The sequence below is a fragment of the Tenacibaculum sp. HL-MS23 genome (assembly GCF_032463465.1).
Classification (GTDB): Bacteria; Bacteroidota; Bacteroidia; order Flavobacteriales; family Flavobacteriaceae; genus Polaribacter; species Polaribacter bernardetii.
The window spans coordinates 1221455-1234939 of record NZ_CP135989.1 but is presented as its reverse complement, the minus strand read 5'-3'; the positions used below and the strand labels follow the sequence as shown (position 1 = coordinate 1234939).

Here is a 13485-nt window from a genome sequence, read left to right as displayed (position 1 = left end):
ACAAAAATAATCCTATGAAAAAGATACTAGCCTTACTAATAGTTATAACCTTTACATCATGTCACTCTACAAAGTACACACATTCAGGAAATGTAAATTCACGTTTAGATTTCAAAAAAGGTAAATGGTTGTTGTATACTATTGATGCTCCAAAAAGTATAAAAGAAAGCTTAACGAATATAGCGACCGAAAAGTTTACTGAGTTATTAGGAAATCGTTTTTCTGATTCGTTTACAACTAGAGGTATATTATTGCCAAGCAATATAAATAACGATCTAAGTAAAGCTGATTTAAAAGATATTAAAAACGGAACCGGTTCTGATTTTTTTATAAAGATTAATGCAACTGTTATTTCTGATGAAGTTGGTGTTTTAGGACAAGGAAATATAATGTCTTCATCTGAAAACAGAGGGGAGGTAACAGTAACTATTTACGATTTAAATTTACTTGAAGAAATGTATTCTCAATCAGTTGTAGGTAATGTCTTTGTTCCAGAAAACTATGATAATTTGGCTTTAACAAAAAGTGCAGGGAGTATAATTATAAAAGGATTGGAAAGAATCATGAAAAACATTCATAAAAATCAGATTAAAAACTAAATGAGCCAATTTTTAGATAGGTTTTTAGTTTGAATTATAACTTAATTATCAGAGCGTCATTCTGAATTTATTTCAGAATTACATTTTTTTAGTTATCAGTTTTTTATAGTGTTAATTTAAAGCGTATTTAAGTTTGTGTAAAACAATTTTTAATTAAATTTATATACTATAAAAACCTTATAAAAGTATGTTTATGAAGTTTTGTTTTTTTAAGTGATTTATAATAAACTATTTCTATTTTCTGATATTAAAAATCTATCAAAACCTATTTTTAAAATACTACAAAAAATGGTATCTTCGCAACTCAGTTCAATCATAAAATTCAAGATATAAATGGCAGATATAGCAAAACTACAAATTGGTGATAAGACGTATGAGTTCCCTATAATAGAAGGAACAGAAAAAGAAAAAGCGATTGACATTAAAACGTTAAGAGGTGCAACCGAAGGTGTTATTACTATAGATCCAGGATATAAGAATACAGGTTCTTGTCAAAGTGCTATTACATTTTTAAATGGAGAGGAAGGAGTTTTAAGATATAGAGGATATGCTATTGAAGAATTAGCTGAAAAAGCAGATTTTTTAGAAGTAGCTTATTTATTGATTTTTGGAGAATTACCATCTAAAGATAAGTTAGAAAAGTTTCATAACGATATTAGAGAAAAAGCAATTGTAGATGAAGATATTAAAAAAATCATCGAAGCTTTTCCTAAGAATGCCCATCCAATGGGAGTTTTATCATCATTAACAAGTGCATTAATAGCATTTAATCCATCTTCAGTAAATGTTGATTCGGAAGAAGAAATGTACAATGCAATCGTTAAGATTTTAGCAAAGTTCCCAGTATTAGTTGCTTGGGCAATGCGTAAAAAACAAGGATTACCATTAAACTATGGATCTAAAAAATTAGGATATGTAGAGAATATTATGAAAATGATGTTTGAGCAGCCTAATGAAGAATATACCATAAACCCAATTATAAAAAATGCACTAGATAAATTGTTAATCTTACATGCTGATCACGAACAAAATTGTTCTACATCAACAGTAAGAATTGTAGGTTCGTCTCATGCAGGTTTATTTGCATCTCTTTCTGCAGGAATTTCTGCACTATGGGGACCATTACATGGTGGTGCAAATCAAGCAGTATTAGAAATGCTTGAAGCGATTAAAGAAGATGGTGGTGATACTAAAAAGTACATGGCAAAGGCAAAAGATAAAAACGATCCTTTCCGTTTAATGGGATTCGGACACCGTGTTTATAAAAACTTTGATCCAAGAGCAACGATTATTAAAGTAGCAGCTGATGAAGTATTAGCAGATTTAGGAATTAACGATCCTATTTTAGAAATAGCTAAAGGGTTAGAGCAAGAAGCATTAAACGATCCTTATTTTGTAGATAGAAAATTATATCCAAATGTAGATTTCTATTCTGGTATTATATATCGTGCAATGGGAATTCCTGTAGAGATGTTTACAGTAATGTTTGCATTAGGTCGTTTACCAGGTTGGATTGCGCAATGGAAAGAAATGAGAGAAAATAAAGAACCAATTGGTCGTCCTCGTCAAATTTATGTAGGTGAAAACCTTAGGAGTTTTGTAGACGTAAATAAAAGATAAATCAACAAAAAATGCCATTTAATATTTAGATGGCATTTTTTTATTAAATATAATTGATGATGAAAGAAATAAAAATTATCAAAAACAGATCAGACATTGGTGCAGGAACACGTGGATCTGATATGGGAATTGATGCTATTGAAATTGCAGCTATTAATCAAAACAATGATTTTTTTAATCGTTTTGAATCTGAAGATGTAATTACAGAAAATGAATCTGTTTACAACAAAAAAAACAATTCGTTTGGTAAGCAAATAAGTAGTGTTTTTAATCAATGTAAAAGATTAAGTAACCATGTAAAAGTAAATTTACAAGAAGGTAAATTTCCGATAGTTCTTTCAGGAGATCATTCGTCTGCTTTAGGAACTATAAGTGGAGTTAAGGCAGCGAACCCTAATAAAAAAGTTGGCGTAGTTTGGATTGATGCTCACGGAGATTTACATACACCTTACACTTCTCCATCAGGAAATATTCACGGAATGCCATTAGGAGCAGCAATTTCAGATGATAACTTAGATTGTCAGATTAACGATGTAAGTAGAGAAACTGCCGACTTGTGGGATAGAATGAAAAATATCGGAATGCCAGGTCAAAAAGTTTTACCTGAGGATATTGTGTTTTTCGGAGTTAGAGATACTGAAGAGCCAGAAGAAAAACAAATGGCAAAATATGGTATTAAAAACTATATGGTGGCCGAAGTTCGCTATCGCGGATTAGAAATTTGTGTAAACGAAGCGTTGGAAAAATTAACTGATTGTGACATTATTTATGTGTCTTTTGATGTTGATTCGATGGACTGTGATATGATTTCTTATGGTACAGGTACACCAGTTCCAAAAGGATTTGATGATAAAGAAATCGTTGAAATTATAAATGGATTATTAGCAAGTAAAAAAGTAGCTTGTGTAGAATTTGTAGAAGTAAACCCGTTGTTAGATTTAAAAGGAAATAAAATGGCAGAAACGGCATTTAAAGTACTTGAAGAAGTAACGAAAGAAATACAGAAGTTATAAATAGATAATTTATAAGTATAATATAAGCATTCAACTATTCTATTCGGTTGAATGCTTTTTTGTTTTTTATGAATTTAATATACGTTTTCTAAAAAATAATAATACATTTGTTTTGTAAACTTTAGGAGTAGCTATTAAATTAGTTTGAGAAACATCCTTAGAACCTGATTTGGTTAATACCAGCGTAGGAAAAAGTTATGTTCGATACCATATCGAAATACTACCATTTGGTTTACAGTAATATTTTATAAATATGATTACTATAAAAGTAAACCAAGAAAACCACCAGTTTTTAGAAACCTTAACATTACAAGAACTCGTTGAATATTTAAAAATTCAAACGAATGGTATTGCTATTGCTATAAATAGTACTGTGATAAAAAGAGCTGATTGGTCTTTAAAGTTGCTTCAAAATAATGATGATATTTTAATAATAAAATCTACCCAAGGAGGATGATTTTGTTTTAAAACCTAACGTATTAATTATCTTATGAAGAATAAAGACACTGCACCAAAGCAAAACGGAATTACAAGAAATCCGTTTCCGAATTCGCAAAAAATTTATGTAAACGGTAAAATTCACCCGCAAATTAAAGTTGCCATGCGTGAAATTACTTTAAGCGATACGGTTGATTCTATGACGAAAAAGAAAACACCAAACGAATCTGTAACTGTTTACGATACTTCTGGGCCTTATACCGATCCTAATAAAGAAATAGATGTACATAATGGTATTGAAAGAATTCGTGAACAATGGATTAAAGATCGTGGAGATGTAGAGCAATTAACATCTTTTTCTTCGGATTATTGTAATGAGCGTTTAAACGACGCTAGTTTAGATCATATGCGTTTTAAGTTAGTAAAAAAACCATTACGTGCTAAAAAAGGGCAAAATGTAACACAATTGCATTATGCTAAAAAAGGAATGATTACGCCAGAAATGGAATACATCGCTATTCGTGAAAATCAACGAATAGATGAAATGACAGAGATTAGAAAGCAACATAAAGGCGAACATTTTGGTGCTAATATTCCTGATAAAATTACACCAGAATTTGTAAGATCAGAAGTAGCGAGAGGTAGAGCTATTATTCCGTCAAACATAAATCACCCAGAAGCAGAACCTATGATTTTAGGTAGAAATTTCTTAGTAAAAATAAACGCTAACATTGGTAATTCAGCTGTTACATCATCTATTGAAGAGGAAGTAGAAAAAGCAGTTTGGGCATGTCGTTGGGGAGCAGATAATATTATGGATTTATCTACCGGAGAAAATATTCATGAAACACGTGAGTGGATTGTTCGTAACTCGCCAGTTCCAGTGGGTACTGTGCCAATTTATCAAGCATTAGAAAAAGTAAACGGAGTTGCAGAAGATTTAACATGGGAGATTTTCCGTGATACTTTAATTGAACAAGCAGAACAAGGTGTAGATTATTTTACCATTCACGCCGGAGTTTTATTGCGTTACGTGCCAATGACGGCAAAACGTGTTACAGGTATCGTTTCTCGTGGAGGATCAATTATGGCAAAATGGTGTTTAGCGCATCATAAAGAAAGCTTTTTATATACGCATTTCGAAGATATTTGCGAGATTTTAAAACAATACGATGTTGCTTTTTCTTTAGGAGACGGATTACGACCGGGTTCAGTTGCTGATGCAAATGACGAAGCACAATTTGCTGAACTAGAAACGTTGGGAGAGTTAACGCAGATCGCTCGCAAGCATGAAGTACAATGTTTTATTGAAGGACCAGGGCACGTGCCAATGCACATGATAAAAGAAAATATGGAGAAGCAAATAGAACTTTGCGACGAAGCTCCTTTTTATACATTAGGCCCTTTAACTACCGATATTGCGCCAGGTTACGACCATATTACTTCAGGTATCGGAGCGGCAATGATTGGCTGGTATGGTTGCGCAATGTTGTGTTACGTAACGCCAAAAGAACATTTAGGATTGCCAAATAAAGAAGATGTAAGAGTGGGAGTTGTGACCTATAAATTGGCTGCACATGCTGCCGATTTAGCAAAAGGACACCCAGGTTCTCAGCACAGAGATAATGCGTTGAGTATGGCGCGTTTCGAGTTTCGTTGGGAAGATCAGTTTAATTTAGGCTTAGATCCAGAGCGTGCTCGCGAGTATCACGATGAAACTTTACCTGCAGCAGGAGCAAAAATTGCACATTTTTGTTCTATGTGTGGTCCAAAATTCTGTTCTATGAAAATTTCACAAGAAGTTCGCGATTTTGCAGCCGTAAATGATATTGTAGATAATGAAGTGATTGCAAAAGGAATGGAAGAAAAATCGAAAGAGTTTAAAGAAAAAGGTTCAGAAGTGTATTTATAAAATAAAAGTAAGAAGAAGAGGAAGGAAATGAAGAAGAAGGAGGAGGTTCCTACGCCTTGAAAAAAGGCGTAGTCGGGCTTTCCGTTATATCTTTTGCAAGTTCTCGATATAAATTTATTTCGTTTTACTACATTAATTCACACGAACAAAAAGCAAAAGGATACCACTGCAATCCCTAACCCGAAAAATAGTAACCGTAATAACAAGGAGTAAACGATAAGGTAAATCTGCTATTTCAAGATTAAATTAGGTTATTTTTACACCAAATTAATAGCGACTAAATTAAACGAATATGATTGTACTTATAGCTCCAGAAAAAGATGTAGCAAACGAAATTGAAATACTACATCAATTATTTGAAGCAGGTTTAGAATACTATCATTTAAGAAAACCGTTTAAAGATTTAGAAGCGCATGTTTCATATTTAAATAAAATTGATGAAAAATATCATAATAAGATAATCGTACATTATTTTCATGAATTAACTAATGAATTTAATTTAAAAGGAATCCATTTTCAAGAACAAAAAAGACGAGATGCTTTAGAAAACGGAAACAGGTATTTTATAGGATTAAATATGTTAGGAAAAACAATGAGTAGTTCTTTTCACGAACCTAAAGATATAGAAGTTTGTGATATTGAATTCGATTATCATTTATTGAGTCCAGTTTTTTCATCCATTTCTAAAAAAGGATATGAAGGAAGAGGTTTTAATGTAAATAATATCGATAAATCAATCGTAGGAATGGGCGGAATTAATAAAGAAACCATTGCACAAACTATCGAGTTAGGTTTTAAAGGAATTGGTGTTTTAGGTGGCGTATGGAATGCAGAAAATCCTGTTGAAAGTTTTAGAGAGATAAAGCGTCATTACCAGAAGGAAACGACGATGTAATCTATTAGAGTAATAATAGATTGCTTCATTTCATTCGCAATGACGAATAAAAAGTTCTTATGAAGAACACATAATAAAGTAATTTTATTGATTTGTCAGTTCGAGCTCAGTCGAGAACTAAATTTCAGAACGAGAGTTTAGAACGACGATGTAACCTTTTAGAGTAATAATAGATTGCTTCATTTCATTCGCAATGACGAATAAAAGGTTGTTATGAAGAAGACATAATAAAGTAATTTTATTGATTTTTCAGTTCGAGCGCAGTCGAGAACTAAATGTCAGTACGAGAGTTTAGAACGACGATGTAATCTATTAGAGTAATAATAGATTGCTTCATTTCATTTGCAATGACGAATAAAAGGTTATGATGAAGAACATACAAAGAAGTGATTTTATTCGTTTGTTAGTTCGAGCTCAGTCGAGAACTATATGTCAGTTCGAGTGTTTTTATGAAGTGATAACGAAATAAAAAAGTATCGAGAACATTTTTATATTAACTATTGTTATCAGAAACAAATCAAAATAAATAGCATATTGAGTAAAAAAAACTACATACTAACCATTGCAGGTTTAGATCCATCAAGTGGCGCAGGCATCACTTCAGATATTAAAACATTTGAAGCACATGGTTTATACGGATTATCAGTATGTACAGCCGTAACTATTCAAAATGACATTGATTTTAAAAGTTGTGTTTGGATTGAAAAAGAAGTTATTCTTTCGCAAATAACAACGCTTTTTGAACGATTTTCAATATCCGTAGTAAAAATAGGAATTATAGAATCTTGGGAAGTTTTATTAGAAGTAATTCAAACTTTAAAACAATTAAATCCGAAGATAAAAATAGTTTTAGATCCGGTTTTAAAAGCTAGCGCAGGATTTAATTTTCATACAAATCAAAATTTAGAAATTTTAGAAAAAACATTAAATTTCTGTGACTTTGTAACACCTAATTACGAGGAGATAAAAGCACTTTTTCCGAATAAAAATATCGAAGAAACAATTGATTTTATATCCGAAAAAACAAATATCTATTTAAAAGGCGGACACAGAAAAGATAAAAAAGGATGGGATGAAGTGTATTATAGTAAAATTGTAAAACTAAATATTCCGCCTATTGCAAATACTGTTTTCGAAAAACACGGAAGTGGTTGTGTTTTATCATCCGCATTAGCGGCTAACTTAGCGTTAGAATTTTCTGCAGAAGATGCCAGTAAAAACACAAAAAAATATACAGAACAATTTTTAAACTCGAACGATTCCTTGTTAGGAACGCATAAATATAAATAAAATGATAAGTAAATTACAGTATATAACACAAGGAGAAACACCTCAAGATCATTTAGATAATATTCAAAAAGCATGTGCTTCGGGAGTAGAGTGGGTACAGTTGCGATTAAAAAAGGTAGATCCTAAAACGTTGTTAGAAACAGCCAAAAAAGCGAGAGAAATTACAAGTCATTTTCAAACAAGATTAATTATAAACGATCATTATAAAGTAGCCAAGGAAGTAAATGCAGATGGTGTTCATTTAGGTGCTTCAGATGCTTGTCCTTTAAAGGTTCGTGAATATTTGGGTAAATTTTATAGTATTGGCGGAACAGCAAATACGTTAGAAGATTGTAAAAAATTAATTGAAAAAAAAGTAGATTATATAGGTTTAGGGCCTTTTCGTTTTACAGAAACTAAGAAGAATTTAAGTCCGGTTTTAGGAATAGAAGGTTACAAAAAAATACTAACAGCACTACATACTGAAACGCCAATAATTGCTATTGGTGGTATTACTTTAGATGATGTTGCAGCAATTGTACATTCAGGTATTTATGGCGTTGCAACGTCTGGAGCAATTACCAATGATTTTACAAGTATTCCTGTTTTTCATAAAATTTTAAGTGCACCAAGTACACAAGAGCAAGTGTATAAAATGGACGATAAGTAGTTTAAATAGAAAGAATGAATAACATATTAAAAATAGCAGATAAAGAATTTAACTCAAGATTATTCACAGGAACAGGAAAGTTTAGTTCTTCCGAATTAATGAGTGCTTCTTTATTAGCATCCGAAAGCGAATTAATTACCGTTGCTTTAAAAAGAGTAGATGTTAAAGATGAAAATGATGATATTTTAACACATTTAAACCATGCACATATTAATTTATTACCGAATACATCTGGAGTAAGAACAGCAAAAGAAGCGGTATTTGCGGCAGAATTATCTAGAGAAGCATTAGGTACGAATTGGGTAAAACTTGAAATTCACCCAGATCCACGATATTTATTACCAGATGCTATTGAAACTTTAAAAGCAGCAGAAGAATTAGTTAAACTAGGTTTTGTGGTAATGCCTTATATTCATGCTGATCCTGTTTTATGCAAGCGTTTAGAAGATGTAGGAACACAATGTGTAATGCCATTAGGCGCACCAATAGGAAGTAATAAAGGATTACGAACTCAAGATTTTTTAGAAATTATTATCGAACAATCTAATGTTCCTGTAATTGTAGATGCTGGTATTGGTGCACCATCGCATGCTGCCTATGCAATGGAATTAGGTGCGGATGCGGTTTTAGTAAATACTGCAATAGCTGTTTCTAAAAAACCAGTAGCAATGGCAAGAGCATTTAAAATGGCAGTTGAAGCGGGGAGAATGGCGTATGAAGCAAAACTAGCACCTGTTCAAAAACAAGCCGCAGCAAGTAGCCCATTAACATCGTTTTTAAATTAATGTAATTACGAGGAGGCACGACGAAGTAATCGTTTACAATAGTATCCAGATTGCTCCATTCTATTTTATTTCATTCGCAATGACGATAACAGCATTAAAAAATTAAATTATGAGTAATTTTAAAGAACTTTTTGATACTTATAATTGGGAAGATACTTTAAAAAGTATTTTCAATAAAACAGCGGTTGAGGTTGAGAGTGCTTTAATTAAAGATAAAATCGATTTAGAAGATTTTAAAGCGTTAATATCTCCTGCTGCGCGACCGTATATCGAGCAATTAGCTCAGAAAAGTAGTTTGCTTACTAAAAAACGATTTGGCAATACTATACAAATGTATGCGCCCATGTATTTGAGTAACGAATGTCAGAATATTTGTACGTATTGCGGCTTTAGCATGACCAACAAAATACCCAGACGAACGTTAACAGATTCAGAGATTTTAAAAGAAGTGGCTTTCTTAAAAGAAAAAGGCTACGATCATATATTATTAGTTACCGGAGAAGCGAATAAAACAGTTGGTGTTAATTATATTAAAAATGCAATTGAATTAATTCGTTCTCAGTTTTCAAATATTACGATTGAAGTACAACCTTTAGATCAGGATGAATACGAATCGTTAATTGAAGCAGGATTGTATGCTGTATTAGTTTATCAAGAAACGTATCATAGAGATGAGTATAAGAAACATCATCCGAAGGGAAAAAAATCTAATTTTAATTATCGTTTAGATACACCAGACAGATTAGGAAAAGCAGGGATTCATAAAATAGGTTTAGGTGCTTTATTCGGATTAGAAGATTGGCGTGCCGATAGTTTTTTTACAGCCTTGCATTTAAAATATTTACAAAAAACGTATTGGAAAACGAAGTACTCTATTTCTTTTCCAAGGTTACGACCACATTCTGGCGGATTAGAGCCAAAAGTAGAGATGACTGATACAGATTTGGTGCAGTTAATTTGTGCTTTTCGTTTACTTGATGAAGATGTAGAACTGTCGATGTCTACCAGAGAAAGTGAAATTTTTAGAAATAATATTGTTAATTTAGGAGCTACATCAATCAGCGCAGAATCTAAAACGAATCCCGGAGGTTATACCGTAGAGCCACAATCGTTAGAACAGTTTGAAATTTCTGATGAACGAAGCACAGCGGAAGTGGTAAAAATGTTAAAAGATAAAGGTTTAGAAGTCGTTTGGAAAGATTGGGCACATTTTGAGTCAATAGAAAAATAATGAATTTAACCAACGAAGAACAAAAACAATATAATCGTCATCTTATTTTAGATAAAATAGGAGAAACAGGTCAATTAAAATTAAAGCAAGCAAAAGTTTTGGTGATTGGTGCTGGCGGATTGGGTTGCCCTGTATTACAGTATTTAACAGCAGCAGGTGTTGGAACAATCGGAATTATAGATGACGATATTATTGATCAAAGTAATTTGCAGCGTCAAATTTTATATACCATTGATGATATTGGCTTGTCGAAGGCTGAAACAGCTGCAAAGCGATTATCTAGGTTAAATCCGTTTGTAAACTTTAAAGTATATAAAGAAAAATTAACCAACAAAAATGCCATTTCATTGTTTGAAAAATATGATGTTATTGTAGATGGAAGTGATAATTTTTCTACCCGTTATTTAACAAACGATGCCGCTGTAATTACCAAAAAACCATTGGTGTACGGCGCTATTTTTAAGTTTGAAGGGCAGGTTAGTGTATTTAATTATCAAGGAAGTGCTACGTATAGATGTTTATATCCGACACCACCAAAACCAGATGAGTCTCCAAACTGTTCTGAAATTGGAGTTTTAGGTGTTTTACCAGGGATTATTGGTAGTTTGCAAGCGAATGAAACTATTAAGATAATTTGCGAAATAGGAGAGGTTTTAGCCAATAAATTATTGATGTATGATACGTTGACTATGCGTCAAATGATTTTGAAATTTCAGAAATCAACCAATATAGCGGTTACAGCATTAGAAAAAGATTATGATTTTTTCTGCGGAATAAAAGCAGTTAAGAATGAAATTACTTTTGAGGAACTTCAAAAGAATTTACCGAAATATAATTTATTAGATGTGCGTGAAAATTGGGAGCGCGAACAACATCATATAAACGGACAGCATATTCCTTTAGGACAATTACAAAATCGATTTAAAGAGTTAAATATTGAAAAACCTTTAGTTGTGTATTGTAAATCAGGAATACGAAGTAAAAAAGCAATAACCTTTTTAGAAGAGGAATTTGATGAGGTTATTTTTATCAACCTAAAAAACGGAGTTAAATAAAAGAAATACAGATTCATAATTCAAAAAAGTATAAAAACAAAAAACTCACCAATTTGGTGAGTTTTTTATACTAAAATATGTTTTTTACTTTGTTGTTTCTCCTTTATCAACAATTACACGATTCTCGCGATTTGCAAGTTCCCATGCTGTATGAAAAACCAAACGAGTTCTGTTTTCTAACATCTCGTAGTTAATCTTATCAGGAGTATCTGTTGGCTGGTGGTAATCATCATGTGTACCGTTAAAATAGAAAATAACAGGAATGTTATTCTTAGCAAAATTATAATGGTCTGAACGATAGTAGTAACGATTCGGATCTTTTTCGTCGTTATATTTATAGTCTAAAGCTACATTTGTGTATTTATTATTCATTGCTTCAGAAATGTCATGTAACTCAGTACTTAACTTATCAGCACCAATTAAATATACATAATTAGGATTTCCTTTATGACGGTCATCAACTCTACCAATCATATCAATATTTAAATTAGTAACGGTATTCGCTAAAGGGAAAATAGGATTTTCAGTATAATACTTAGAACCTAATAAACCTTTTTCTTCACCTGTAACATGTAAAAATAAAATAGAACGTTTTGGTTTTTTACCTTCGTTATAAGCTTGTTTAAAAGCTTCAGCAATTTCTAAAATGGCAACTGTACCTGAACCGTCATCATCTGCACCATTATAAATTTTTCCGTTTTTAACACCTTCATGATCTAAATGTGCAGAAATTACTAAAATCTCTTCTGGTTTTTCTGTTCCTTTAATAAAAGCAACAACATTTTCAGAATCATTTAATTTCATTCCTCTACGATTATTACTTAAGTAAGCAGAAGGAACTTTTTGAAAATAGTTATCATTTTCTAAAGGAGATACAATTCCTTCGCTTTTATAAAAGTCTCTTAAATAGTTAACAGCTTTTTTCTGACCAGGCTCACCAGTATTACGCCCTTCAAATTCATCAGAAGCATATATAAATAAATGTTTTCCTAAATCTTTAGCTGTAATAGTTTTTGCATATTTCGCTGCATAATCTATAGTAGTGTCATTAGTTTCGGTGCTAGCGGTATCTTTACTTGCTCCACAAGCTACAAATGCAAAAGCACTTGCTAAATAAAGTAGTTTTTTCATTAATATTTAATTAAGATTTTGGTTTGATTAGTATCTAAAAGTAACGAAATGTTACAGAAATTCAAATTTAATTTTTCTTTATGACGAATTGTTCTAATGTTTTGTTAAAACTTATCAATTCTTTAGGAAATAATTGCTCAAAAGCGTTTTGATTGATTAACTCTTTAGATGTTCCGCTGTAAATTTTATTTTCAGAAAGTAAAATAAACTCATCAGCTAACTGAATAGCAAGGTTTACTTCGTGAGTAGAAATAACAATAGTTTTTCCTGTTTTTTCGACTAACTGTTTTAAGAGTGAGAATATTTTAATGGTATGATGAATATCTAGATGAGCAGTTGGTTCATCTAAAATAATGATGTCAGTATCTTGAGCCAATGCACGAGCGATAAGAACACGTTGTAGTTGCCCATCACTTAGTTCATAAAAACGTTTATCTTTTAAATGCTCAATAGCTGTTTGTTCAATTGCCCAAAGAATTTTTTTGAGATCTTTGGCTGATAATTTATCTATCCAATTTGTGTATGGCTGACGTCCTAAGGCGATTAATTCGAAAACGGTTAGTTGACTTTGAGGTAAGCGCTCTGTTAAAACCAAGCTTAAAGAAGTAGCTAGTTCGTGATGCGAATAATCAAGAATGTTTTTTTTGTTAATTTCTATACTTCCGCTTAACGGCATTTGAACTTTAGAAAGTGTGCGCAGTAAAGTAGATTTTCCAATTCCGTTTTTACCTAACAAAGCTACAAACTTTCCTTTCTCTACAGAAAAATTAATGTCAGAAGCAATTACAGTTTGTTGCTTTTTTGTTTTATAACCTATTGCCAGGTTTTCAATATTAAGAACGATATGTTTTTTAGAATCAGTCAAAT

Annotated in this window: 13 protein-coding genes and 1 riboswitch; of the genes, 11 read left to right on the top strand and 2 right to left on the bottom strand. The window is 31.8% G+C overall.

The features are described from left to right. Nucleotides 1-14: 14 nt before the first annotated feature. From RRF68_RS05765 to moeB, 11 genes are all read left to right on the top strand, one after another. Nucleotides 15-599 carry a hypothetical protein gene (locus RRF68_RS05765; protein ID WP_315945286.1) on the top strand — a complete coding sequence of 195 codons (585 nt, stop codon included), beginning with the start codon at nt 15-17 and terminating at the stop codon, nt 597-599. Nucleotides 600-932: 333 nt separating this feature from the next. Further along, entirely contained in the window at nt 933-2219 is a 1287-nt protein-coding gene (locus RRF68_RS05760) for a citrate synthase (protein WP_315945285.1), read from the top strand. Nucleotides 2220-2275: 56 nt separating this feature from the next. Then, a complete protein-coding gene (locus tag RRF68_RS05755; RefSeq protein ID WP_315945284.1) occupies nt 2276-3232 on the top strand; it encodes an arginase in 957 nt (318 codons plus the stop codon). A gap of 113 nt (nt 3233-3345) precedes the next feature. Then, nucleotides 3346-3440: riboswitch (TPP riboswitch) on the top strand. Between the two features lie 45 nt (nt 3441-3485). Further along, entirely contained in the window at nt 3486-3689 is a 204-nt protein-coding gene (gene thiS / locus RRF68_RS05750) for a sulfur carrier protein ThiS (RefSeq protein WP_218771167.1), read from the top strand. 33 nt (nt 3690-3722) lie between these two features. Next, complete coding sequence (thiC, locus tag RRF68_RS05745) at nt 3723-5582, top strand: phosphomethylpyrimidine synthase ThiC (protein ID WP_315945283.1); 1860 nt, start codon at nt 3723-3725, stop codon at nt 5580-5582. 292 nt (nt 5583-5874) lie between these two features. Beyond that, nucleotides 5875-6477: a thiamine phosphate synthase gene (locus RRF68_RS05740; protein WP_315945282.1), complete on the top strand. Its 603-nt coding sequence runs from the start codon at nt 5875-5877 to the stop codon at nt 6475-6477. A 534-nt stretch (nt 6478-7011) separates the two neighbouring features. Further along, the gene (locus RRF68_RS05735; RefSeq protein WP_315945281.1) at nt 7012-7767 is read left to right on the top strand and encodes a hydroxymethylpyrimidine/phosphomethylpyrimidine kinase; all 756 of its coding nucleotides are present in this window, start codon (nt 7012-7014) and stop codon (nt 7765-7767) included. Between the two features lies 1 nt (nt 7768). Beyond that, nucleotides 7769-8416 (top strand): thiamine phosphate synthase, encoded by a 648-nt coding sequence (gene thiE, locus RRF68_RS05730; RefSeq protein ID WP_315945280.1) that lies wholly within the window; start codon nt 7769-7771, stop codon nt 8414-8416. Between the two features lie 14 nt (nt 8417-8430). Next, nucleotides 8431-9201, top strand: coding sequence for a thiazole synthase (locus RRF68_RS05725; protein WP_315945279.1), 771 nt, complete (start codon nt 8431-8433; stop codon nt 9199-9201). 109 nt (nt 9202-9310) lie between these two features. Continuing rightward, nucleotides 9311-10432, top strand: coding sequence for a 2-iminoacetate synthase ThiH (gene thiH / locus RRF68_RS05720; protein WP_315945278.1), 1122 nt, complete (start codon nt 9311-9313; stop codon nt 10430-10432). After that, the gene (gene moeB / locus RRF68_RS05715) at nt 10432-11487 is read left to right on the top strand and encodes a molybdopterin-synthase adenylyltransferase MoeB (RefSeq protein ID WP_315945277.1); all 1056 of its coding nucleotides are present in this window, start codon (nt 10432-10434) and stop codon (nt 11485-11487) included. The genes thiH and moeB overlap by 1 nt, the downstream gene beginning before the upstream one ends. Nucleotides 11488-11571: 84 nt before the next feature. Here moeB and RRF68_RS05710 read toward each other — a convergent pair whose 3' ends face one another. Together RRF68_RS05710 and RRF68_RS05705 are read right to left on the bottom strand one after the other, a co-directional pair. After that, nucleotides 11572-12618, bottom strand: coding sequence for a M28 family metallopeptidase (locus RRF68_RS05710; RefSeq protein ID WP_218771160.1), 1047 nt, complete (start codon nt 12616-12618; stop codon nt 11572-11574). Between the two features lie 67 nt (nt 12619-12685). Continuing rightward, nucleotides 12686-13483: an ABC transporter ATP-binding protein gene (locus RRF68_RS05705; protein ID WP_315945276.1), complete on the bottom strand. Its 798-nt coding sequence runs from the start codon at nt 13481-13483 to the stop codon at nt 12686-12688. Nucleotides 13484-13485: the final 2 nt, after the last annotated feature.